The organism is Alteromonas sp. IB21 (assembly GCF_016405965.1).
GTDB lineage: Bacteria > Pseudomonadota > Gammaproteobacteria > Enterobacterales > Alteromonadaceae > Alteromonas.
Genome location: NZ_JAEFCD010000010.1, coordinates 1 through 23,771, shown reverse-complemented (window position 1 = coordinate 23,771; position 23,771 = coordinate 1). Strand labels below are relative to the sequence as shown.

Below are 23,771 nucleotides of genomic sequence, written 5' to 3'. Positions count from 1 at the left end.
TCCAAAGCGAGGGCTTTTTGTGACAAAACGTCGCGTAGTGGTTACTGGTCTTGGAATGCTTTCACCATTAGGTCTTAATAGCGAAGACACATGGCGCAAATTGCTCGCGGGCGAGAGCGGCATCGGTGAAATCACCCATTTCGATTGTAGTAACTATTCAACCCGTTTCGCAGGTCAAATCAATGATTTTGATCCGCAGCAATACATTGAAAAGAAAGAAACCAAAAAAATGGACCGCTTCATCCAGTTGGGTATTGCAGCTGGCAAGCAAGCGCTAGTCGATTCTGGTTTCAGTGTTTCTAAAGATAATGCTCACCGTATTGGTGTTGCTATTGGCTCAGGTATCGGTGGTTTAGAACAAATTGAACAAAACCATTTAAAGCTGACAAATAGCGGTCCTAAGCGCGTATCGCCATTTTTTGTACCTTCAACCATTACCAACATGATCTCTGGCTTTTTGTCTATCATGGAAGGGTTGAAAGGACCGAATTTAAACGTTGTGACTGCATGTACGACAGGTGTTCACAACATTGGTATTGCCGCAAGAACTATCGCTTATGGCGATGCAGATGCGATGTTAGCTGGCGGTGCAGAAGCGTCTATCACACCGTTAGGAATGGCAGGTTTTGCCGCAGCGCGCGCGTTGTCTTCTCGCAATGACAATCCACAGGCTGCAAGTCGCCCATGGGATAAAGACCGCGATGGTTTTGTTATGGGCGAGGGCGCTGGTGTTATCATGCTGGAAGAATACGAGGCAGCAAAAGCGCGTGGCGCGCATATTTATGCTGAGCTTGTTGGTTTCGGTATGAGCGGCGACGCATATCACATGACATCACCACCAGAGGATGGTGAGGGCGCAGCAGCGTCAATGCAAAACGCTATCAATGACGCAAACGTAGACGCGAACCTCATTGGTTACGTGAACGCCCATGGTACATCAACGCCAGCTGGTGATATTGCTGAAGTTGCGGCAGTTAAGCGCGTTTTCAATGATCATGCTTACAAGCTACTGGTAAGTTCTACTAAATCCATGACGGGCCACCTGTTAGGTGCCGCTGGTTCTGTAGAAGCGATTTTTACTATCTTAGCGTTGCGTGACAAGATGGCGCCGCCAACTATCAATTTAGATGAGCCAGGCGAAGGATGCGACTTAGATTTTGTCGCAAACAAAGCGAAAGCCTTCAATGAAGATTATGCGCTATGTAACTCATTCGGCTTTGGCGGTACAAACGGTTCGTTGGTTTTCAAACGAATGTAGGTCTATTCAAAGAATAGATATCACGTTTAAAGGCAGCTAGTCGCTGCCTTTTACATTCACTTCACCTTGAACCCGCACATTAGTAGATGCCATCAAAAAAATGCGCAGTGTGTCCATCGCTACAAACGAGCTGAAGCCGTACGTGATGTTTGCACTATGAAAAACCACACCCCTTTCTTCCCTATTCAACTGTATAAGTCTTATTGTCGTTGGGTAGGTTAAACGAATATCAAATACTCATATACGATGACAAGCCTATACTGAATAACGCTATAAGTTGTTTGACCAACGCAAGTTGGTATACTCCTGCTAACCAGTAAATCAGCAAGTAAGACTAGGCATTGATAATTATTCCAAATGCTACGCCAGTTTCATCGAGTGACCGGGCGTTTAATTACGGAGACGGTGTGTTTACCACATTGTTGGTCCACCGCAATAAAGTAGAGCTAAAACCTTATCATCTATCCAGGTTAAAGCACGACGCCGCAGCAATTAAGCTTGATATTGATATCAACGCACTCGACCTAGCGATTAGTGAGCATATTGACCATATTGCCACATCATCATGTAACGATGTGGGTTCCAAATACGTCTTAAAAGTGCACATTTCAGGCGGGCAGACGGGTAGAGGATATGCGCGAAGCGAAGACAGTGTGGCGCAGGTAAGATTTAGTCAGCATCCTTTTCCTAGTCATTATGAGACTATGGCTAACAAAGGTTTGTCTGTCATATGCGCCCAAACTCGGCTAGCCATTCAACCGCTGCTTGCAGGCGTTAAACATATGAATAGGCTAGAGCAGGTTCTGGTCAAGCATGAAGTGAACGAAGCCCACGTAGACGACGCTATCGTATGTGACACCCAAGACAATGTGATCGAATCGAGCGCTGGCAATCTGTTTTTTTTCTACAACGACGCTTGGTACACCCCTTCACTGAAAGGAAGTGGAGTAAATGGCGTGGTGAGACAATACCTTATTGATTCATTGTTGAACGATAATCACGCACTGCATGTCGGAGAGTATCAACTCGACCACTTGCAAAGCGCAAGCGCTGTCGTGATAACCAATGCTTTGATGGGAGTAATACCAGTAAAGGAATGTCGAATGCCAGATTTCTCCATGGTCAGCTTTGACGTTGAAAGTAAGCCAGTTAAAGCATTACAGAAACGATTGGATGATGGAAAGCAATGACCTTACGCATTCGTGCGGGTTACGCTTTCACACTTAAAATAATGATAAGCATAAAAACGTTAGAGCCTAAAATGGAAATAATATTTGTGAAAATAGGGGAACGATAAGAATGAAGCGGTTAGTTGTTCTTCTTTCAACCCTTATTTTGCTTGTTGCTATTGGTGCTGCATCGGGCGTTATATTTGTATCTTCAAAGGTTGCTACGCCCTTAAAACTACAAGAAGAAACCCTTATTACTATCGAGCGTGGAAGTAATGCCTATCGAACAGTAAAGCTTTTGCGTAATCAAGGGATTAGTGAGGTATCCCCGTTTGTAGCTAAGGTTTGGCTGAAGTTTTTTTCCGGCAACACAGTGGTCAAATCAGGCACTTATATGTTACGCCCCGGTCAATCCTTAGTTGATGCTTTTACCCTTTTTGCCGAAGGTGATGAGCATTTGTTCGCAGTAAGTTTAGTAGAGGGCCTAACGCTCACCCAGTGGCTCGATACGTTAAGACAAAACACTCAGCTGGATTTTGACATAGCTGACAATACGCTACGCGACGTTACCAAAGATAACGATGTAAAATGGTGTTGTGAAAACGTGGAGCAGACTGAAGGCCTTTATTTAGCCGATACCTACTTCTTTACGAAAGGTACCAAAGCCAGCCAAATTTTGAAACGAGCGCATGGTGCACTGATTGATTATGTGTCTAGCGAATGGGAGCAGCGAGCCGTCGATTTGCCGTTACAAACCCCCTATGAAGCGCTTATATTGGCGAGCATTATTGAGAAAGAAACCGCAGTGCCGGCAGAGCGGGACATGATAGCAGGCGTATTCATTAATAGGCTTAATAAGAATATGCGACTGCAAACAGATCCCACCGTAATTTACGGTATTGGACCTATGTTTGACGGAAATATTACGCGCAAGCACCTTCGTACCGCTACCCCGTATAATACTTATGTTATTAAAGGGTTGCCGCCAACGCCGATCGCAATGGCTGGGAAAGCTGCGATTCATGCTGCGCTGCGTCCCTTATCAACTGATGCGCTGTACTTTGTGGCGAAAGGAGATGGAAGTCATCAATTTTCCGCAACACTAGATGAGCACAACGCAGCTGTGAGAAAATATCAGCTTTAAAGATAACGCTGTGGAACTTATTAACGCGTTCATTTACCTATCGCGAAATACTGAAAAATAAATAGAGTTTAAAACGTTATGCGCGGAAAGTTTATTGTAGTAGAAGGCCTTGAAGGGGCTGGTAAAAGCTCTGTAATAGGGCTGATTGTTGAGGCGTTAAAAAAAGCCGGAAAGCGCGTGGAACAAACTCGAGAGCCTGGCGGCACGCCGATGGCCGAAGCAATTCGGGAATGCGTGAAGCATGATTGGCATGAAACGGTAAGTGAAGAGACAGAGCTGCTTTTAATGTATGCCGCTCGTGTTCAACTGCTTACAAATAAAATTTTGCCTTCTCTTGAAACTGGTGCATGGGTAGTAGGAGATAGGCATGATTTATCGTCTCAAGCTTATCAAGGCGGCGGGCGTGGGGTTAGCGAAAAAACGATGAAAGCGATAAGCGACATCGCGTTAAAAGGCTTCAAGCCTGACCTAACCTTGTATCTAGACGTTGAACCTGCAGTGGGCCTGGAGCGCGCTCGTGGGCGCGGAGAGCTAGACCGTATAGAGCAAGCTGGTTTGGCGTTCTTTGAGCGTACTCGCGCTAAATATCTCTCGCTGGCAGAGCAGGATGAAAGCATAGTCATAGTCAGTGCCATGCAGTCCATGGACAAGGTTCATCAAGACGTTATTGCACTTATCCATGGGTATGTAAATAGTGAATGCAGCGGCAATGACAGTCAGCGAACTACACGCCCGTTAGGAGACGGTTAATGCAAACGCTGCCTTGGTTCACTGAAACCTACGCTACCTTACTTTCTCGCTATTTGGCTAAAAAGCTGCATCATGGTTTGCTGCTAACCGGGCCCGAGGGCATTGGTAAATATCACTTGGCCACTAGCGTCACCAATGCGCTGCTGTGCAAGCGGCCAGGTGTAGACGGCCCTTGTGAACAGTGCCAGAGTTGCCAGCTAAGACAAGCAGGCAATCATCCTGATTTCCACATCCTTGAAAGTGAGAAACAACTTGGCGTGGATAAAATTCGCGAAGGCATAGCTAAGCTCTCAGGAATGGCGCAAATGGGAGGAAACAAGGTGTTGCTGATCCCAAGCGCCGGAACAATGACTGAAGCAGCAGCTAATGCGCTGTTGAAAACCTTGGAAGAGCCCACAAACAACACGTTTCTACTCCTGGTAACTGACAACATCAACAAACTTATGCCTACGATTTTAAGCCGCTGTGAAAGGCAAGTATTGCCATTGCCGTCAATATCAGAGAGTTTGAACTACTTGCAAGCCAAAGGCGTAGAAGATGCAAGCGAAGCATTACTGGCCGCCTATGGTTACGCCCCGTTGCGTGTGGAAGAGGCATTATCAGGCGATAACGATTTTAGCTACCGCGATTTCAGCGATGGTATCCAGGCGCTACTCGCCGGTGATGCCAATTTGCAGGCACAAACGCTTGCAAATAAGTGGCAGGATAATGCACAGCAAGTTGCATCATGGTGTCAGCAAATGGCACATGATGATTATATGCAGCGCCAGCAAGCGGTTGACTTCAAGCGCTATACAACGTGTGTTGAAGCGGTAAAAACGTTGCAGCATGCGGGCGTGAATAGGTCAATGGTGCTTTTTGGATTACTTAAACAATTTCAACGTTAATAGCGAGAGATAAGAAATCATCTTATGTCTTGGGTATTAACTACAAAAATATAGGTGTAGTTTGTTCGTAGATTCTCATTGTCATTTAGACCGACTAAAGCAAAGCCCACAGGAACTGGCGGAAACGCTAAACTTTGCGAGAGCTCGCGGTGTTGAGCACTTTCTGTGTGTGTGTGTGTCGGTTGGCGATTATGACAGCATGCTAGAAGCGGTAAGTGGTTTTGACGATGTCTCTGTGTCTTGTGGCGTTCACCCATTACATCAGGACGAGGCATGCAGTTTTGAAGTGCTCTTGGAAAAGGCAAAACGTAAAGAGGTTGTCGCCATAGGTGAAACCGGGCTGGATTATTTTTACAGCCCCGAAAGCAAAGACGTACAGCTAACATCATTTGTCGACCATATCAAAGTGGCAAATGAAACCAATAAGCCGCTTATTATTCACACCCGAGATGCGCGGGAAGATACCATTAATTTGCTTAGAGAGCATAAAGCGCCGCATACTCAGGGCGTGCTACATTGCTTTACAGAGTCGCTAGAGATGGCACAAGCAGCCATTGAAATGGATTTTTATATTTCTATCTCTGGCATTGTGACCTTCAATTCTGCCAATGAATTACGGGACGTAGTAAGCGCGATCCCTTTAGAGCGGCTATTGATTGAAACTGACTCTCCTTGGCTCGCTCCTGTCCCTCATAGAGGTAAACAAAACCAACCGGGTTATGTGGTAGAAGTTGCGGAGTTTATTGCGGAGCTCAAAGGCGTATCTGTGGAAGAGTTAGCAAAGATAACGACGCGTAATTTTTATACATTGTTTTCTCTTGCCAACAAACAAAAAGTGGCTTAACGCATACGGTTAACAACAAGCAGTCGGAGGTGTTCATGCCCCAGTGGCGACAGGGATTAACGAAGAGTTTGCATCAAACCCGAAGTATGCCCGAAAGTCGATATTTTCAATTAGCTACCGTGGACGAAAGTGGAGCGCCTTTTTGCCGAACCGTAGTCTTTAGAGGAATAACAGATGATGATCAATTGATCGTCATCTCAGATACGCGTTCTGAAAAATTTAACCAGCTTGCTCAAAACGATAAAGCTCAAGTGTGTTGGTATTTTTCGAAGACCAGAGAGCAGTATCGTTTTTCATGTAATGCGTTAGTCATGACCGCTGATGATAATTTTGACTTAGTAAAACAGCAGTGGGATAAGCTTTCTGATGCAGGGAAAAAACAATTCTTTTGGGGAGAGCCGGGTACCCCTCGAAACGATGGCTCTGCGCTTCACATTGAAGGGGACTTTAAGCAGGTTCCTTCACATTTCTGTACTCTATTGCTCGCTATCCAAACTGTGGATTATCTGAATTTGCGAGGGAACCCGCAAAATCGTGAGTGGCATCAAAAAGACGAGAATGGAAATTGGGTTAGCCAATCACTTATACCATAATGCTATAAGCTGATACGCTCGATTTTTTGTCCAACACTCGCAGTAAAACCCGCAGAACAAGCCAAAAAAGCGGCTCTCTTTTGCTTTTCTTTAGACAACAAAAGAATGCCGCTTGTCTTAATGCTTAACTGTCAGTAGCTGAGTTTTATTTATGCCCGTTGCCAACGCTAGGTTAGAAAATCTGAGAAATTGGCGTATCACCCTTGAACAAATAGGTAATGATGTTATCACTACCTTCTCTTGCGACACTTTCCACAATGGCGGTAGCAACGTCTTCCCTTGGAATAACGGCATCATCTTTGTTATCAGGCATATCGGTGCGAACCAAATGTGTGCCGGGCTCATTGAGTAGTGTGCCAGGACGTAAAATAATGTGATGCAAACCGCTATTAATTAAGTGCTCGTCTGCCATGTGTTTAGCGACTAAATAGGGCTTAATTTCTGAAGAAACGGCATCTGGATCACCAGCCCCGATTGAACTTACCATTACGAATTTAGGCGTACCCGCATCTTTGGCATAGTTAACTGCGTTGCGTGCCGCCCATAGATCTATCATGATAGTCTTATCTGCGCCCGTGTTTCCGCCTGAACCAGCAGTGAATACTACGACGTCAGCACCGTCAAAATGCGCTGAAAAATCGTCTTCCAAATTTTGCTCAACGACAGTGAGATTGCCGTTTTCTATATCTGACAATTTTTCAGGGCTTCTCACCGGGGCTAGTACTTTATGCCCAGCATCTAATAACTTTACGGTAGCCTGTTTTCCAATTTGTCCTGATGCGCCGATTACTAATACGTTAGCCATTATTTGAAACTCCTTTCAATTCGATAAGCGAATCGTTACTAAATGTGAATTCACTGATTGATAGTGATTACATGTGTAAAGCGATCACAAAGAGCGGTTATACCAGACCTTCCCGAAGGGCGAGTTTAAAATGTCCTTACTCTTTGTTGTATTACCTTGATGTAGAGCCACTATACCTACGGTAACACGCCGCGATTACGAACATTTTAACTCTCGCTGAGGGGCTAATTATCTGTGCGGACTGGTATTAAATGCAGGATTATGAGATTGACAACATCAGCCTTGCGCTAGAGAAAATTAGGATAAGAGGGCAGTGCTTTACCTACAATAGAGTTTAAGCAGACATTAGAACTTATTTGATCACAGCATTTCGTCCAGGTTCTTTACCCCGATATAGTTTTTCATCAACCGCATAAATACAGGCTTCAATACTATCGTAGTCGGCAATATCACAGACGCCGCAAGTAATAGACACGTTAATTGTATGGGGGGGGACATTAATGCTTGTTTCAGCTATGCATTTACGCAGTTTTTCAGCAACCCGGTAAGCTTCTTGTAAATTTAGCGAGGGAAGCAGAATAAGAAACTCTTCGCCGCCCCATCTAGAGATTACATCGCTTTCACGCAGGTTATCTTCGAGCGTTCGCGCTACCTTAGTTAATACGATATCTCCAGCTTGATGGCCGTATTTGTCGTTAATGCGCTTGAAGTGGTCTATATCGATAATGAGTAAAGAAAAGGTGCGGTTGTGTCGTTTAAATTCATGCCATTGTGCATTTGCTCGCTGCGAAAAGTAACGGCGATTTTTCAGGCCGGTCAGCGAATCCTGGGTAGAGAGTAGAGTAAGCTGTTCAACCGCTGCCTCTAAGTCTTTTGTTTTTTCTTCCACCTTTAACGCGAGTTCGGCCGAGCGCCTTTTTAACGTCATGATCCTGAACCAAATGGCAGAGGACAATATCAAGATAATGGTTAACAAGAATACCGCTCGCCATATAGGTTTGTCCCACCACGGTGGTACAACAACAATCTCAATTTGTGCTTCCTTACTGCTCCATTCATTTTCTTTGTTAATGGCTTTTACCGTGAAGCGGTAGCGACCTGGATCTAAGTTTGTATAGGTTGCTACTCGTGTTTTTGCGTCAGTAAAGCGCCAACTGGTTTCAAAGTCGGCAAGTTTGTAAGCATAGCGGATCTCGTTTGCGTTGATGTAGTCTAACGCCGCAAATTCAATAGATAGCGCAATGTCGTTGTGGTCAAGCGTTATACCATCACCCAAGATAACCTTCTGCTGAAACGTCTTCCCACTGTTTTGCTCTTTCCTTACTACCTCTACCTTCGTAAGATGAACATTTGGATCCCAATGGGTACTGACCACATTAGACGGATTAAAAAGTGTAAGACCTTCTGCACCACCAAAAAGCATGGTGTTATTTTGCGTTAAAGAAACTGAGCCAATGTAATAACCTGTAGTTAATGCGCCGTGTTCAGCACCGAAGTAAGAAAGGGAGGAGAGATTTGGCGCGATATAGGCTATGCCCTCTATCGTCGATATCCACAATCCATATTCATCGTCTTCAATGATTGCACCAATTGAAATGTTGCTCAATCTACTCTTTGGTTTTAACTGAGTAACTTTGATGGAGGATAAGTCAGTGCCGTCTTTGGTGATAAAAAATAAGCCAGCCGCCTGTGTTCCGACCCAGTAGCCGCCGCGTTTGGAGCGGGAGATCCAAGTGACAACGGTTTTGTCAGTAATTTTGTCAGTGTACTGACTAATGCTGTCTATCTCACCGGTGAGTTTGTTGGCAAGGTACAGGCCAGAAACCGTACTGAGCCACGCGCTTTCCTTATCTTCAAGCAAAATTCGAGTCGTCAATGACAGTGGCCACTGCTTTATTATCCGTCCTTCAGATGGCCGAAAAACGAATACACCATCACTATAGCCGCCGAACCAAATATCTCCGTCTGCATCGACGTTGACACTGTATCCCGCTTTACCTTGCATAGCGACAATATCTAACTGATTGGTTTGCTCATTGAGTTTTGCAAGGCCAGAGCGTGTCGCTACCCACAGTTCGTCCCTCTTATCATCATAAACAAGGCCTATGAGCTTATCGCTCGATGTGTCATCGCTTTCTCTGGCATCGCTTGATGTAAAGGGGCCTTCATAACTATGTTCAACGGTGTCGAAAAGCCACAGTCCTTTTTCGTTAGTAACCCATACTTTATTGTCTTTATAACTTGTCATCGACCCGATTACGCGTCCGTCGCCCACGTCCATTGAGCGAAAGTTGCTCAACGCTGGATTGCCCATGGCAAAGCCATCGTCTTTGGTTCCCACAATGACAAGGCCGGCTCGACCTTGAAAAATGCTTGAAACCCGTTCGTTGCCCGCATCTTTTTCGGACAGTGGGACGCGCATTACCGTGTAGGTACTGAAAGAGGTTAATAAATTTAGCCCACGTTCTGTGCCAATCCAAACATCGCCCTTAGAACCAAGTAAAATGTCGGTCACATAATTGTCAGACAACCCATGTATTTCTGAAGTACATTGGGTGGTAATCTCTTCGTTTTTACGATCTGGGTTAAACAGACAGACACCACGTGAGACCGTTCCTAAAAATAGCGTCGAGCCCTCGGCCGCGGCCAGTCTCGTTATGCTAATTTTCTCAGGCGAGGCTAACTCTAGCTCCTTTTTGCTTGGGTCAAATTTATAAAGGCCTTCAGTTGATGCCACGTAAAGTGTTTTGCCTAGAAGCTCAACATCGGTAAGGGTACTTGTCGTATCAGGTAAAAAACTTACAAGTTCTATGTTGTCAGTTGCTTCATTGTAAGCGTATAGGTTACGTTCCGAAACAATCCAAAGTTTTCCATCACGGGTCGTTTTAATACGGTTAATAACGTGTTTGGTGTAGGAAGAAGATGAGGGAAGGTTGTAATGTTCAAACACTTCGGTATCTACATTTAGGCGGCTCAAGCCACTAAATGAGCCAATCCACATGTATTGTCCATCTTTGCTCGCTTCTATTTGAAGCGCTAGAAGAGTCTGTAAACCTGAGGTTTCGTCTTCACCCCGCATACCAAAATTAGAAAAAGTGTAGCCGTCGAATTTGTCGATGCCAGACTGCGATGCAAGCCACAAAAAGCCATATTTGTCTTCCGCAATGTCAGCCACGGAGACGTGAGTAATTCCACTCTCTTTATTGAAAGAATGAAAGGCGGGCACATCCATTTGGACTTGAGCACTGAGCGCAAAACTAAGTAGAACGCTAAAGGTAAAAAGCAAGCGAGTAAGGGAGCCTTTCATACTTAACTATATTTAACTTGAGACAAGGTTAAACGGTACGCGTTTATTAAAAATTTTCAATGGGACAAAAGTTTAATTTGAATAAAAAAGCCCCGAATATTCGAGGCTTAGGGACTTACATAGGGCCTCTTACAGTGCCTAGATAAGCAACTAGTTTACCAGCCACATTGACGCGACGCGTTTTGCTCATCAAGCCACGTCTTAAGCGGTGCAAAGTAGTCAGCGATGGTGCTAGCATCCATGTGCGGCGAGCCCGTCAATGTTTCCAGTGCATTTTGCCAAGGCTGACTCATGCCCATTTCTAACATCTCGTTCAGTGCTTTACCGGCTTCTTTACTGCCGTAAATAGAGCAGCGATTTAACGGGCCTTCATCACCGGCGATATCACACAAGGCTTTGTGAAATTGGAACTGAAGGATGTGCGCCAGGAAGTAGCGGGTATAGGGGACATTTGCCGGCACATGGTACTTTGCACCAGGGTCAAATGCATCGGCGCTGCGCTCGATAGGTGCCATCACACCTTGGTATTTTTCTCTTAGTTCCCACCATAGCTGGTTGTATTGTTCAGGCGAAACTTCCCCCGACATGACCTTCCAGCGCCATTGGTCAACCATCAAACCAAAAGGAATAAAGGCTATTTTATCTAGTGCAACCTGCATCAGCATCCCAATATCGTTAGACGCATCGGGGATCTCGTTGATTAGGTCGATTTGCTTAAGATATTTAGGCGTGATCGATAGTGCGATAGTGTCACCAATCGCTTCATGGAAACCATCGTTAGCCGAACCGCGATAGAGAAGAGGCTGATCTTTGTAGGCGCGCTGGTAATAGTTGTGACCTAGTTCGTGATGAATAACGTTGAACTCTTCGCCAGTTTTTTGAATACACATCTTTATACGAAGATCGTCTTTGTCATCAAGGTCCCAAGCCGAAGCATGGCATTGTACGTCGCGGCCTTCGGGCTTTTGAAACATAGAACGTTCCCAGAACGTATCTGGCAGCTCTTCGAAGCCAAGGGATGAGAAAAACGACTCGGCCTGTTTCACCATGGCAATTTCGTCATAGCCTTGTGCAGCCAATGCACCGGTAACATCAGGCACCTTCATTTCTTGTTGAGGTTTTACTATATCGTAAATATTGCCCCAGCTCTGCGCCCACATATTCCCCAATAAATGCGCGGGAATGGGTTTGTCTTGAGGAACGATGTCTTCACCGTAATGTTCACCAAGCTTTGCGCGTACATGACAATGAAGTGATTCATAAAAAGGTTCAACTTGCGTCCATAAGCGGTCTAGCTCTTTTGGGAAATCGTCAGCAGGCATATCGTATTTCCCACGCCACAGCGCACTCACGTTCTCAAACCCAAGTTCTGCTGCGCCCTCGTTGGCAAGCGACACCTGTTCGGCATAAAGTGGCGCCATTGGTTTTGAAATCTCTCGCCAGCCCGCCCAGTATTCTAATAGTTTATCGGCGTCGCGAAGGGTGGCCATTTCACTGCTCATTTCTACTAAGCTTTTGCATGACCCATCTTCACTACAATATTCACCCGAACCGTACATGGCGCTTAATTCTGAGCCAATTTTTGCAAGGCGTTCTGCTTTTTCAGCATCTGCTGGCGGTGGCATAGTGAGACCATTTTTGAGCAGTTCGAGCTGCCTGCGGGTATCGGCATCCACATCTACATCGTTAAATTTGGCCGCTTCTTTTGCTAATTTGGCTACCTTCGTTGATAGCACTTCGTTAAAATAGGCGCTTACTGCCGCGGTATCGAAATTAATATTGGTTGCATAGCTCCACTCAGCGTGGGCAGCAGGCACCTGCATTTTGGCAATGTCGCTTTGCGCCTGCAGTAAGAATTGTTTTGCGTCTTGCGCAGTAAGCTCTGGTTTGGCTTCTGTCTGCTTAGCACTTTCGCCACATCCTATAAGCGATAGGCTGACAAATGCGGCTATCAGAGTACGTTTACGATTGAGCATACTTTGTCCTATTAATTATTTTGATTGTAAGGTTTATCGATGTTCACATGGACATATGAGAGCATTGTGTAACGCTACATCGCTTTTGTAAAACAAATTTGATAGCACTCCTTTATGCGGGGGGCTTTTTAAAACCCTCCTGTAACAACAGGGAGTATTATGACTATAGTGTTTCATCCGGAAGAGCCGTGTTATTGGGGGCTTAATGCCCGCAGTTACTGCACATTAATACACGTTTCTCAATTATCAAGCTTTGTTATACCCGGTTTGGGCCTTGTTTTGCCAATTGTGCTTTGGATTGCGCACAAAGATCGAAATGAAAATATTAATCAGCACGGCAGAGTAACAGCAAATTGGTTATTGAGTTTGCTCGTTTATTCAGTGGTATGTTTTATCCTCACCTTTGTTATCATTGGTGCGCTAGGATTTATCTTACTTGGATTGATGAACATCATATTTGCGGTCGTGGCAGCGGTAAAAGCCAACAAAGGAGAATTGTGGGTTTATCCGTTGAGTTTTCAGTTTATTAAGCGATAGCGTGGTTTGATTAACGCTTGATAGTTGCTACTCAGCTTTTGAGCGGTTATTGGGTAAAACGCTGTGAATTAAAAAAAGGCCGCTTGGCTGTTTTTTATTTTGCGACCCTTGAAATATAGTGCGTTTAACCGAGTTAAGTGCCAGCGTTTTGTTTAAGCGTTGCTTTTTAACGTTTTGGTTAGACGCGATTTCTTTTGTATGAGTCATCGAAAATGACGTCTCGCTTGCTAAAGCAGTAGAAGAAAAAAATGCAATTGAGTTGAGCGCGATTGACAAAACGATGTTTTTACTTAGCGTTTGCATAACACTTTTCTCTCAAAAATCAATCAGTATAGCTTGCATCTTATGTAAGAATGATTCGACATCAGAGGCGGTTGCACTCGCCTCATCCGTCGGCTTTGTTTGTTCTTCGCCATTACACCTAAAGTAGAATGAAATCGAAACAGTACATGTCATACCAGGGTATTCAGAATCATACTTTTATTTGGTTGAATACGTTTTTCTGTGTGATATGTGACCAGCTTCACCATGCTGTTACGCCGCCGTCTACGGCTATCGTTTGTCCGTTCATATAGCTATTGCCTGGTGACAATATGAGCATCATGGTATTAACGATTTCTTGCGGCTCGCCAAGGCGTTTCATTGGGCTGCCCATACCAAGCTGCTCTCTCGCCTCTGGCGTGTTATAACCATCTACATTTAAAATATTAGTAGGGCTGTAAAATGGGCAAATAGCATTTACGCGAACATTCTTGCGACCGTACTCTACAGCGGCGGTTCGCGTTATTCCTGATACCGCATGCTTTGCTGCAGCATATGCACCACCTTTTGGCGCCCCTCCTAAACCCGCTAGCGAACTTACGTTAAGTACGTGACCTTGCTTTTGCGCAAGCATAACGGGAATTTGATGTTTCATTCCGAACATCACGCCCTTCACATTTACAGCAAATTGTGAATCCATGATCTCCTCTGTCAGTTGATGCACGGGCACTGGATTGTGCGCTATGCCTGCATTATTTACCGCGATATCCAAACGTCCAAACGTGTCCATGGCTTTATCAACAAGGGCTTTATTGAGCGTTTCGCTTGCAATATTACCTGCTAATACCACCACATCAGTCAGCGCTTTTACGTCTTTTTTCGTTTCCTCAAGGGCGGTTTCATTGATATCAGAAAGCACAAGTTTAGCACCTCGTCCGGCAAGACCTAGAGATAATAAGCGGCCAAAACCGCTGCCCGCACCTGTGATTAATACAACTTGTCCGGTAAAGTCGAGTAGAGCATCCATGGTAATCTCCTGTTATTAGATTGCTTAATTTCATCGAATACGCGGCTATTTTTGCTGCGTTTGTTGAATAAACTGTATAAGTAAATTGGCTAGCTCTTCCCCTTTGTCCTCTTGAATAAAGTGTCCGCCATTTGCGATACGTGTGTGGACCATGCCTTTAGAGCCGGGAACAAGCTTTTGAAATAATTTATCCCCGCCACTCGTTACGGGGTCGCTATCACCAAAAGCCGTTATGAAAGGTTTTTTGAATTGCTTTAATTTTTCCCATGCTTGTCTATTCGCCTGCGCTTCTGGACTGTCTGGGCTCGTGGGAACAAGAAGGGGAAACATTCGCGCCCCTGCTTTGTATCGCTCGTCAGGGAAGGGAGCGTCGTAAGCAGCAAGTGTCGCTTCATCTAATTCTGTAGTCGTCGCATTTTGGATGATTGTTGAAGTGGGAAATATCGGTACGTCTTGTGAAAATCGGCGCCATTTAATAAACGCTTCGCTTGGCGAATGGTGACCGGTTGGTAATCCGGTATTCGAAACCATTACGCCAGAAAAACGCTCTGGCATGTCAGCGACAAGTCGCAGCCCTAATAGTCCTCCCCAGTCTTGGCAGAATAGCGTGGTAGGTCCTTTCACGATCTGAGTAAACCAATCCTTTATCCAAATCACGTGTCGAGCGTAAGAATAATCGTCTTTTCTAACAGGTTTATCTGAACGCCCAAAACCAATGAGGTCTGGTGCGATAACATTGAACCCTGCGTCGGCAAGTAAAGGCATCATTTTACGGTAAAGATAGGCCCAAGTCGGCTCGCCATGTATCAGCTGCACAGTATGACCGTCAACAGGACCGCATTGATAATGAGCCATGGTTATTTCGCTGCTGACTGTGTCTGTAATTTCAGTAAAGCGGGGAGCGTAGGGAAAGTCATTAATTTCATCAAAAGCACTTTCCGGTGTTTTAAGCACTTGCATAGCCAATTATCCTTTTGTAAATAAAATGTAATAACAAGTGTTGCTCGGTTAACAAAAACATTGGTTTTAATTTCTGTCAAATAAACCTTAGGCAAGGTAGGACAAGCTCTACACAGATAGATGAAACAGCAAAAGGGCTAGCGCTCATTATTAAAAATTATGATAAATGTCTATAACACCAATAAACTTGGATGATTAACAACACTGCAATAACATCCAGTTAACGTGATAAACAGGACATGGTTATGACAGAGATGGAAAATAAAGCCGTAGAATATGCAGTAAAACAAGGCGTTGCCACGCTAACGATGCAAAGTGCGCCGGTTAATGCGCTGTCACGCGCTCTTAGAGTAGGATTGATAGAAGGTATAGACAATGCACTCAATGACGATAGTGTAAGTGCTATCGTTATTACTTCTTCACTCCCTATTTTTTCAGGTGGCGCTGACATTAGCGAATTCTCAGGCGGCGATTTATCTCCCATGCTGCCTGAAGTACTGGATAAAATAGAAAATGCATCAAAGCCAGTCGTCGCAGTCCTCCCAGGTCCCGCGTTCGGTGGCGGTTTAGAAGTCGCACTTGCCTGTCATCATCGTATAACCTTCGCTGGCAACAAGGTTGGTTTACCTGAAGTGAATCTGGGGATTCTTCCTGGGGCAGGCGGTACGCAGCGACTTCCTCGTCTCGCCGACACGCAAACGTCGTTGGAAATGATTGTTACTGGAAAGCCAACATCAGTTGTCGCACTGCCAGGTGTCTTCGATAAAATATCTGACAAACCGGAACACTTGCTTGAAGATACAAAAAACTATTTGCAAACGCTAACGCCGGAAAAAGCAATAAAGCGTACCAGCGATATCACGTTGACCATGTCTGAAGAAACCCAAGCAGTGTTTGATGCGGTGACAGCACAAACTAAAAAAGCGACCCGTGGTTTCTTTGCACCATTAAAATGTATCGAAGCCGTGCGCGGCGCTTACACGCTTTCTTTTGAAGACGGCCTTAAAAATGAAGGCAAACTTTTCATGGAGTGCATGAATACGGCACAGGCGCGTGCGCAGCAGCACTTCTTCTTTGCAGAACGTGCGGCAGGTCATGTGAGCGATTTTGATAAGAATACGCCAGAGCGCAGTATCGAAAAAGTTGCAATTATAGGCGCGGGCACCATGGGGGGCGGAATTGCAATGAACTTTGCCAATGCCGGTATTCCCGTAACTATGCTTGAGCTCAAAGAAGATGCATTGGAAAAAGGTCTTGCACTCATTCGCAAGAACTACGAGAACTCTGCGAAAAAAGGCAAGCTGACCCAGGAACAGGTGGAAAGTAGGATGGCGCTGCTGTCTGGCACGACTTCGTATGACGACTTAGCTGATGTTGACCTTGTCATCGAAGCCGTGTTCGAGAAAATGGAAGTAAAGAAAACGGTATTCTCAACGCTTGATAGAGTGTGTAAGCCCGGCGCTATTTTGGCCTCGAATACATCAACACTGGACATAGACGAAATTGCGACCGCTACGTCACGCCCACAAGATGTTATCGGCCTTCATTTCTTCTCGCCAGCCAACGTAATGAAGCTACTTGAAGTAGTTAAGGCCGAGAAGACGTCTGCAGAAGTCATCAAGACTTGTATGAAGATGGCTAAACGCATTAATAAAGTAGCGGTACTGGTGGGCGTTTGCTTTGGTTTCGTGGGTAACCGCATGATTGAACCTTACGGCCGTGAAGCCAATCGATTGCTTCTTGAAGGGGCTACGCCTGAACAGGTTGATCGCGTACTCACAGAATTCGGCATGCCAATGGGGCCATTCACGATGGGCGACATGGCGGGATTAGATATTGGCTATTATGTACGTCAATCTCGCCAAGAATATATCTCACACGATCCAGCCTACGGCGCGGTAGCAGATCGCCTTGTAGAAAAAGGACGCAACGGTCTAAAAACTGGGCGTGGTGCTTACAACTACGAACCTGTTAGTCGCGTTCCTATACCAGACCCTGAAGTATTAGAAATTGCCAAACAAGAGGCTAAACGTCTTGGCGTTTCGCAGCGTTCAGACATAAGCGATGAAGAAATTCTTGTTCGTGTTATGTATTCACTAATCAATGAGGGGGCGGCTATTTTAGACGAAGGTATTGCGGCAAAGTCTAGCGATATTGATGTGATTTATGTTTACGGCTATGGCTTCCCCGTTTATCGCGGTGGACCTATGCAATACGCTGACGAAGTAGGGCTCAGCACTATTTTAGACAAGCTAACCACCTACCGTGATCAATTGGGTGAGTACGGAAAAATGTGGCTTGAGCCGAGCGAATTGCTTGTTAAGTTGGCGAAAGAAGGCGGCACATTTAAAAACTTTACGTCTAAATAGCAACGTTAAAACGTGAGCGGTTCGCCGCTTACGCCTGAACATACAAAAATTGGCAAAGCTAAGAAGCGACATGTCAACTTAGCTAAATTTTGGCTGAACTTTCAGCCCAACTGAAAGGAACAACAATATGCGTGATGCAGTTATCGTAAGTACAGCACGAACGCCAATTGGGCGCGCCTATAAAGGTACCCTAAACAACTTACCCGCACCGTCATTAGGTGGGCATGCTATTCAAAACGCAGTAGCACGTGCCGGCATTGACCCTACCAGCGTCGATGACGTGGTGATGGGCGCAGCACTGACCCAAGGCAGCGGCGGTATGAATATTGGGCGCTTAGCAGGTCTAGCGGGTGGGTTACCAGTAACAGTCGCTGGCATGACCTTAGATCGCCAGTGTAGCTCTGGTATGTATGCCATTGCCGTTGCTGCAAATTCGATTCGAACTGGCGATACCAACATTATGGTTGCAGGCGGTTTAGACTCTATTTCATTGGTGCAAAATAAGAACATGAATATGTTCCGAGCAGTAGACCCTGCACTTGTTGCTAAGCACAAAGATATCTACATGCCTATGCTGCAAACGGCTGAAGTGGTAGGCAAGCGGTACAACATTAGCCGCGATGTACAAGATGAATACGGCTTTCAAAGTCAGATGCGCACCGCAGCGGCGCAAGAGGCCGGTAAGTTTGACGACGAAATTGTGCCTATTACGGCAGTTCAAGCGGTGTTCAATAAAGAAACGGGTGAAACCTCTGAGCGCGAAGTCACCTTGTCTAAAGATGAAGGTAATCGCCCAGAAACTACTCTTGAAGGTTTGAAAGCGTTAAACCCTGTTATTGAAGGCGGCTGCATTACAGCTGGCAACGCAAGCCAGCTTTCAGACGGCGCAAGTGCAACAGTTATTATGGATGAGCAGTCAGCAGCGAAAGGCAGTGCTCAGCCACTTGGTATTTATCGCGGTATTGCAGTAGCAGGCTGTGAACCAGATGAAATGGGAATTGGCCCGGTATTCGCCATTCCTAAGCTATTAAAGCAGCATGGATTAACCATGGACGATATCGGTCTATGGGAGCTTAACGAAGCGTTTGCGGTACAGGTTCTGTACTGTCGCGATAAGTTGGGCATTCCAGACGAATTATTAAATGTAAACGGCGGTGCCATTTCTATAGGTCATCCGTACGGCATGAGCGGTGCTCGCATGGTGGGTCACGCACTCATCGAAGGTAAACGACGCGGTGCAAAGTATGTAGTTTGTACCATGTGTATCGGTGGCGGCATGGGCGCTGCTGGTTTATTTGAAGTTCTATAGGTATTGGGTATGGAAGGTTATAAAGCTCCACAACGTGACGCCATGTTTGTAACACATGAGCTATTAAAGTATCAAAATCACTATCAAAAATTAGGTTTCGAAGAAGCGTCTGAAGACTTGGTGTCGGCTATTTTCGCTGAAGCCGCTAAGTTCTCTGAAAACGTACTCGCACCGATTAACGCGTCGGGTGACGAAGAAGGCTGTAAGTGGGTTGATGGCGAAGTAACGACGCCGAAGGGCTTTAAAGAAGCCTATCAAACTTACGTAGAAGGTGGCTGGCCAAGTATGTCTCACCCAGAAGAATTTGGTGGTCAAGCGCTACCTTATTCACTGTCTTCTATCATTGCTGAGTGGTTCTCAGGTGCGAATCATTCGTGGGCAATGTATCCAGGTCTTAGCCAAGGCTGTATGGAAACGTTAAAAGCACATGGTACTGAGCTACAGCAAAAAATGTTCCTTGAGAAACTCATCAGTGGCGAGTGGACGGGAACAATGTGTCTAACCGAAGCGCACTGCGGTTCAGACCTTGGCATGCTTAAATGCCGTGCGGAACCTCAGGAAGACGGTAGCTACAGCTTAACGGGGACAAAAATCTTTATCTCTGCTGGCGAGCACGATATGTCGGAAAATATCGTTCACATAGTATTGGCTCGTTTGCCAGACGCACCAGAAGGCACTAAGGGTATCTCGCTATTTGTCGTGCCTAAGTTCAACGTGTCTGAAGACGGGGAAAAACAAGACAGAAACGCCGTTAGCTGCGGTAGCATTGAGCATAAGATGGGTATCAAAGCTAGCGCGACGTGTGTTATCAACTTTGACGGTGCTAAAGGCTTCTTGATTGGCCCGCCAAACCGTGGTTTGAACTGCATGTTTACGTTCATGAATACTGCGCGTATTGGTACTGGTCTTGAGGGCTTAGCTGCGTCCGAAGCAGCCTTCCAAGGGGCACTTCGCTACGCAAAAGATCGTATTCAGTTTCGTTCATTGACCGGACGCAAGAACCCTGACGGTCCGGCTGACCCTATTATCGTGCACCCAGATGTGCGCCGTATGCTATTGACGCAAAAAGCGTTCGCGGAAGGTAATCGTGCACTTGCTGCTTATTGTATGCAGTTAGTAGACGTCACGCTTTACGGTGATGACGCTGCTGAAAAACAGGTGGCCGAAGCTAAACTCGCTTTCTTAACACCTATCGTAAAGGCGTTTCTAACAGAGACAGCGCAAGAAGCAACCAGCTACGGCATGCAAGTTTATGGTGGTCACGGCTTTATTAAAGAGTGGGGCATGGAGCAACTAGCACGTGATACGCGCATTTGTACCATGTATGAAGGTACAACAGGCATTCAAGCGGTTGATTTATTAGGCCGCAAAGTGATGGGATCTAACGGTGAGTTGCTTAACGTATTTGTTCAAGAAGTACGCGATTACTGCAACTCTCTACGTGACAACGCCCAGTTCAGTGCCTGGACCAATGCGCTCAGCTCACACCTTGATGAGTGGCAGCAAATTACCATGGATATTGGTAAGGCAGCCGCGTCTAACCCAGATGAAATTGGCGCAGCGTCTGTCGATTACCTCATGTATTCAGGCTATGTATCGGTGGCTTATTTCTGGCTCAAAATGGCAGTAAAAGCACAAGAGCAGCTTGATGCAGGTAGCACGGAAACCGAGTTCTACAAGAGCAAAATTTTAACGACAGGTTTCTACTTTGACCGCCTGTTAACGCGAACACGTTCGTTAGTTTCAGCTATGCAATCAGGTGCAGATAACTTGATGTCTATGCCAGAGAGCATGTTTGCTGTCGAGTAACGCCATAGTAGTTAAACGAGCTCTAAAATACGCGCGTAGCTAAAGACGTGCATCTAAGGCCGAGCGAATGGGGTAACCAATTTATAGTTGGATACGCCATTTAGTTCGGTCTTTTTGTTTTTAAAACTTAAATCAAGCGTGCAACGTGATAGTTGCTACACCATTCTAATATAGACGGCTGACTTACTGTATATCTCCGTGAGAGGACAATAGCAGCCACTTCTCTACTAACTTTGTACCACAGGTTGCATTACAGTGCTGCTACGATAAAGGGCTTCATAATTGGATAACTTTCACATAGTTATGCAATTGCGCCTGACTCTCCTTGCTAATATCACTTAAGCTATGATTTGTTTAGTCTCCTTGAACAAGAAGAAGATCATCAAGTGCATACCCGTTCATCTTTATTCACTCTCTGATTTTAACGTTATGGTAAAGTAGATTGATGCTTTCGAACTATGTGGGCAATTATCTATGGGAACTGGTTTTACAACAATTGAACTATATTTAAGTGAGCTTTCGTTACTTAACTTTCAAAAAAACAGAACGTTTCAGGTGCGCGAACAAATAGGAGAATATTTTGAGGCTTAGAAAAGGGTGAGGCCCCAAGAAGGGGCCTCTAGTGCGGCGTCCCGCCGCTACCATGTTGAAGCGATACATCACATGGTGTGACTAAATTTTATTATTAAATTCTGCCGTTGATTTCAGCTGAAATAGGTGAGCTCTGGAGGCCTTGTTCAGCAATCCAAGCCTGTAGTGTCTTACCATCTGCCTCAGGCTCAGCCAAGTCTTTGCTAGGCATTTGTTTTACAAGCAGTGTACCCGCTTCAACGGCGTTGCTAGTAAGGGCCGTGCGAATAAGGCTTTGGCCGTTGCATGAAATACCAGAGTAGTAGTCGCGAAGTTTTAGCTTGTAGTCTGCTTGTACGCTACGCATTTTTTTACGAAGTTCACCTTTATCGTCTGCTTGAACGATTGTACAGATATTTGCTAGTGCTTCGTTGATATCATTCGCTTGTGCTGCGTTAGAAAAAGCTAAAGTAGATGCCGCAATTACTAGAGAAGTTTTAACGATTTTCAACATGGTTAAATTCCTTCGGTTGTTGTTTAGTTAATGTCTGTTCGTTGAGATGTATTAAACCCTAATCTAACTAATTGAAAAACATGCGGTAAAATAACAGGGTATACGAAAGCATACTTTAAGCGATAGTCAGTCTTCGCATAGGCGGCGCGCCAATAAAAAAGGCCCCGTAGCAGTGGGGCCTTCGAGTGCAGCATTCGCTGCAACCATGTTGAATTGATTCACATGGTGATGTGATATGATACCTAAATTCTGTCGTTAAGCTCAGCTGAAATTGGAGAGCTCTGCAGTCCTTGCTCAGCAATCCAAGCTTGTAATGTTTTACCGTCTGATTCTGGTTCAGCAAGATCTTTACTCGGCATTTTCTTAACCAGTAGCGTACCTACTTCAACCGCGTTACTGCTAAGCGCGGCGCGGATTAAACTTTGCCCGCCGCATGAAATACCTGAGTAGTAATCTCTAAGCTTTAATTTAAAGTCTGACTGAACGCTACGCATCTTTTTGCGAAGCTCTCCCTTATCGTCTGCCTGAACGATAGTACAAATATTCGCAAGTGCTTCGTTTATGTCATTTGCTTGCGCTGTGTTTGAAAAAGCAAGTGTTGATGTAGCAATGATTAGAGAAGTTTTAACGATTTTCAACATGGTTAAATTTCCTTCGTATATTTAATTATTTAAAGATTGTTTGTTCGGGTTTCATTAAAAGATAATCGTGGTGATTAAAAAACATTCACTCAAATAACCATGTATGTCACTTAATACCTTATACTAAAGGCGTAGATGGCGTGAACTTCGTTATAGCCTTTAGTATTAAAGGGCCTGCGAGGTTAACGCACAGTAAGATTGGTGGACGGGAAATGAACAAAAAAAGTGCAAAACAACTGCGTTCATGCCGTTTTTTGCTTTTGCTATTCTCGCTATTCATGCCAGAACCCGCAAGCTTGCTTAGCCCATCATCAATAAAATCGACTTTATTAAGAGACGATATATTATCTATCAGGATGGAAAGTCATTAGGAATAAAACGATGTATTGTCCGAGATATTTCATCGCGCTGCTCAGCAAAGCGAAACTGATACCTTAATCTTTTTGTAGATAGAAGAAGTGTTTGGCGAGCTTGCTCAAAAAGAAAAATTAGCTGATGCCTATAAGGCATTCCTAGCGCGTGTTTATCAAAATGAGCCTGTACTTTCGATAGGCCAGGGACTTTCGGACGAAAAGCTAGCGGTGGCTAAAGCTAGCTAGGCATTAGCTACGAATTAAAAATAAAAAGGAGAGCTAATATCAAATTTCCTTTTTGATTATATTTTCATTTTGAAAAGAAAAAAGCGACCCGAAGGTCGCCTTTAAAGTGCAGATTTCTCTGCAACCATGTTGAAATGGTTCACATGGTGTGAAAAGGTATTACAGTCGGTCGTTAATTACCGCTGCAATAGGGTTATCTTGTAAGCCGTTCTCAGCAACCCAAACTTGTAGTGTCTTTCCGTCCGCTTCAGGTGCTTCCAAATCACTTTTAGGCATTTTTTTGGCTATTTGCATTCTCAGGTTGGATATTGAAATTTCATCCAGATAGCGACATTTCCGATTTGTGCAAAACTTGGTAGAAACTGGTTTGATAGTCAAGGTCGCCTAAAGACAAACAGCAGACGTTCAGGGCTCTCTGCTCTTGATTCCGATATTTACCATA

The 23,771-nt window shown here is 45.0% G+C and carries 18 protein-coding genes; 11 read left to right on the top strand and 7 right to left on the bottom strand.

Going from position 1 to position 23,771, the window contains the following annotated elements:
- Positions 1 to 19: 19 nt before the first annotated feature.
- The 7 genes from fabF (at position 20) to JC525_RS08600 (ending at position 6,645) form a co-directional block, all read left to right on the top strand.
- Complete coding sequence (fabF, locus tag JC525_RS08630) at positions 20 to 1,258, top strand: beta-ketoacyl-ACP synthase II (RefSeq protein ID WP_198815464.1); 1,239 nt, start codon at positions 20 to 22, stop codon at positions 1,256 to 1,258.
- Positions 1,259 to 1,599: 341 nt separating this feature from the next.
- Entirely contained in the window at positions 1,600 to 2,448 is an 849-nt protein-coding gene (gene pabC / locus JC525_RS08625; RefSeq protein WP_198815463.1) for an aminodeoxychorismate lyase, read from the top strand.
- A 109-nt stretch (positions 2,449 to 2,557) separates the two neighbouring features.
- A complete protein-coding gene (gene mltG, locus JC525_RS08620; protein ID WP_198815462.1) occupies positions 2,558 to 3,571 on the top strand; it encodes an endolytic transglycosylase MltG in 1,014 nt (337 codons plus the stop codon).
- A gap of 78 nt (positions 3,572 to 3,649) precedes the next feature.
- Entirely contained in the window at positions 3,650 to 4,321 is a 672-nt protein-coding gene (gene tmk, locus JC525_RS08615; RefSeq protein WP_198815461.1) for a dTMP kinase, read from the top strand.
- Entirely contained in the window at positions 4,321 to 5,208 is an 888-nt protein-coding gene (locus tag JC525_RS08610) for a DNA polymerase III subunit delta' (protein WP_198815460.1), read from the top strand. The genes tmk and JC525_RS08610 overlap by 1 nt, the downstream gene beginning before the upstream one ends.
- Positions 5,209 to 5,269: 61 nt before the next feature.
- Entirely contained in the window at positions 5,270 to 6,052 is a 783-nt protein-coding gene (locus tag JC525_RS08605) for a YchF/TatD family DNA exonuclease (protein WP_198815459.1), read from the top strand.
- Between the two features lie 35 nt (positions 6,053 to 6,087).
- Positions 6,088 to 6,645 (top strand): pyridoxamine 5'-phosphate oxidase family protein, encoded by a 558-nt coding sequence (locus JC525_RS08600; RefSeq protein WP_198815458.1) that lies wholly within the window; start codon positions 6,088 to 6,090, stop codon positions 6,643 to 6,645.
- Positions 6,646 to 6,817: 172 nt separating this feature from the next.
- Here JC525_RS08600 and JC525_RS08595 read toward each other — a convergent pair whose 3' ends face one another.
- The 3 genes from JC525_RS08595 to JC525_RS08585 all read right to left on the bottom strand — a co-directional run bounded on the left by JC525_RS08595 (position 6,818) and on the right by JC525_RS08585 (position 12,733).
- Entirely contained in the window at positions 6,818 to 7,450 is a 633-nt protein-coding gene (locus JC525_RS08595; protein WP_198815457.1) for an SDR family oxidoreductase, read from the bottom strand.
- 352 nt (positions 7,451 to 7,802) lie between these two features.
- A complete protein-coding gene (locus tag JC525_RS08590) occupies positions 7,803 to 10,757 on the bottom strand; it encodes a ligand-binding sensor domain-containing diguanylate cyclase (protein WP_198815456.1) in 2,955 nt (984 codons plus the stop codon).
- Between the two features lie 155 nt (positions 10,758 to 10,912).
- Positions 10,913 to 12,733 (bottom strand): M2 family metallopeptidase, encoded by a 1,821-nt coding sequence (locus JC525_RS08585; protein WP_198815455.1) that lies wholly within the window; start codon positions 12,731 to 12,733, stop codon positions 10,913 to 10,915.
- A gap of 159 nt (positions 12,734 to 12,892) precedes the next feature.
- Between JC525_RS08585 and JC525_RS08580 the strand changes: the two genes are divergently transcribed.
- Positions 12,893 to 13,270, top strand: coding sequence for a DUF4870 domain-containing protein (locus tag JC525_RS08580; RefSeq protein ID WP_198815454.1), 378 nt, complete (start codon positions 12,893 to 12,895; stop codon positions 13,268 to 13,270).
- 523 nt (positions 13,271 to 13,793) lie between these two features.
- Here JC525_RS08580 and JC525_RS08575 read toward each other — a convergent pair.
- Both JC525_RS08575 and JC525_RS08570 read right to left on the bottom strand, forming a co-directional pair.
- On the bottom strand, positions 13,794 to 14,558 hold the full coding sequence (locus JC525_RS08575; protein ID WP_198815453.1) for an SDR family NAD(P)-dependent oxidoreductase: 765 nt from the start codon (positions 14,556 to 14,558) through the stop codon (positions 13,794 to 13,796).
- Positions 14,559 to 14,603: 45 nt separating this feature from the next.
- On the bottom strand, positions 14,604 to 15,518 hold the full coding sequence (locus JC525_RS08570) for a haloalkane dehalogenase (RefSeq protein WP_198815452.1): 915 nt from the start codon (positions 15,516 to 15,518) through the stop codon (positions 14,604 to 14,606).
- Positions 15,519 to 15,763: 245 nt separating this feature from the next.
- On the opposite strand from JC525_RS08570, the gene JC525_RS08565 reads away from it, so the two are divergent.
- The 3 genes from JC525_RS08565 (at position 15,764) to JC525_RS08555 (ending at position 21,005) form a co-directional block, all read left to right on the top strand.
- Entirely contained in the window at positions 15,764 to 17,887 is a 2,124-nt protein-coding gene (locus JC525_RS08565; protein WP_198815451.1) for a 3-hydroxyacyl-CoA dehydrogenase NAD-binding domain-containing protein, read from the top strand.
- Positions 17,888 to 18,014: 127 nt separating this feature from the next.
- Positions 18,015 to 19,196: an acetyl-CoA C-acyltransferase gene (locus JC525_RS08560; RefSeq protein WP_198815450.1), complete on the top strand. Its 1,182-nt coding sequence runs from the start codon at positions 18,015 to 18,017 to the stop codon at positions 19,194 to 19,196.
- Positions 19,197 to 19,205: 9 nt separating this feature from the next.
- Positions 19,206 to 21,005 carry an acyl-CoA dehydrogenase C-terminal domain-containing protein gene (locus JC525_RS08555; protein ID WP_198815449.1) on the top strand — a complete coding sequence of 600 codons (1,800 nt, stop codon included), beginning with the start codon at positions 19,206 to 19,208 and terminating at the stop codon, positions 21,003 to 21,005.
- A 685-nt stretch (positions 21,006 to 21,690) separates the two neighbouring features.
- On the opposite strand, the gene JC525_RS08550 is transcribed toward JC525_RS08555, so the two are convergent.
- Together JC525_RS08550 and JC525_RS08545 are read right to left on the bottom strand one after the other, a co-directional pair.
- A complete protein-coding gene (locus tag JC525_RS08550; RefSeq protein WP_198815448.1) occupies positions 21,691 to 22,089 on the bottom strand; it encodes a DUF3718 domain-containing protein in 399 nt (132 codons plus the stop codon).
- Between the two features lie 242 nt (positions 22,090 to 22,331).
- Positions 22,332 to 22,730, bottom strand: coding sequence for a DUF3718 domain-containing protein (locus tag JC525_RS08545; protein ID WP_198815447.1), 399 nt, complete (start codon positions 22,728 to 22,730; stop codon positions 22,332 to 22,334).
- Positions 22,731 to 23,771 lie beyond the last annotated feature (1,041 nt).

What these genes read in the sequence shown, in the direction of transcription:
- JC525_RS08570 (WP_198815452.1), bottom strand. Translation starts at nt 15,518, where the DNA reads ATGCAAGTGCTTAAAACACCGGAAAGTGCTTTTGATGAAATTAATGAC.
- JC525_RS08555 (WP_198815449.1), top strand. Translation starts at nt 19,206, where the DNA reads ATGGAAGGTTATAAAGCTCCACAACGTGACGCCATGTTTGTAACACAT.
- tmk (WP_198815461.1), top strand. Translation starts at nt 3,650, where the DNA reads ATGCGCGGAAAGTTTATTGTAGTAGAAGGCCTTGAAGGGGCTGGTAAA.
- JC525_RS08610 (WP_198815460.1), top strand. Translation starts at nt 4,321, where the DNA reads ATGCAAACGCTGCCTTGGTTCACTGAAACCTACGCTACCTTACTTTCT.
- JC525_RS08575 (WP_198815453.1), bottom strand. Translation starts at nt 14,558, where the DNA reads ATGGATGCTCTACTCGACTTTACCGGACAAGTTGTATTAATCACAGGT.
- JC525_RS08600 (WP_198815458.1), top strand. Translation starts at nt 6,088, where the DNA reads ATGCCCCAGTGGCGACAGGGATTAACGAAGAGTTTGCATCAAACCCGA.
- JC525_RS08595 (WP_198815457.1), bottom strand. Translation starts at nt 7,450, where the DNA reads ATGGCTAACGTATTAGTAATCGGCGCATCAGGACAAATTGGAAAACAG.
- mltG (WP_198815462.1), top strand. Translation starts at nt 2,558, where the DNA reads ATGAAGCGGTTAGTTGTTCTTCTTTCAACCCTTATTTTGCTTGTTGCT.
- JC525_RS08580 (WP_198815454.1), top strand. Translation starts at nt 12,893, where the DNA reads ATGACTATAGTGTTTCATCCGGAAGAGCCGTGTTATTGGGGGCTTAAT.
- JC525_RS08560 (WP_198815450.1), top strand. Translation starts at nt 18,015, where the DNA reads ATGCGTGATGCAGTTATCGTAAGTACAGCACGAACGCCAATTGGGCGC.
- JC525_RS08590 (WP_198815456.1), bottom strand. Translation starts at nt 10,757, where the DNA reads ATGAAAGGCTCCCTTACTCGCTTGCTTTTTACCTTTAGCGTTCTACTT.
- JC525_RS08550 (WP_198815448.1), bottom strand. Translation starts at nt 22,089, where the DNA reads ATGTTGAAAATCGTTAAAACTTCTCTAGTAATTGCGGCATCTACTTTA.
- JC525_RS08565 (WP_198815451.1), top strand. Translation starts at nt 15,764, where the DNA reads ATGACAGAGATGGAAAATAAAGCCGTAGAATATGCAGTAAAACAAGGC.
- JC525_RS08585 (WP_198815455.1), bottom strand. Translation starts at nt 12,733, where the DNA reads ATGCTCAATCGTAAACGTACTCTGATAGCCGCATTTGTCAGCCTATCG.
- JC525_RS08545 (WP_198815447.1), bottom strand. Translation starts at nt 22,730, where the DNA reads ATGTTGAAAATCGTTAAAACTTCTCTAATCATTGCTACATCAACACTT.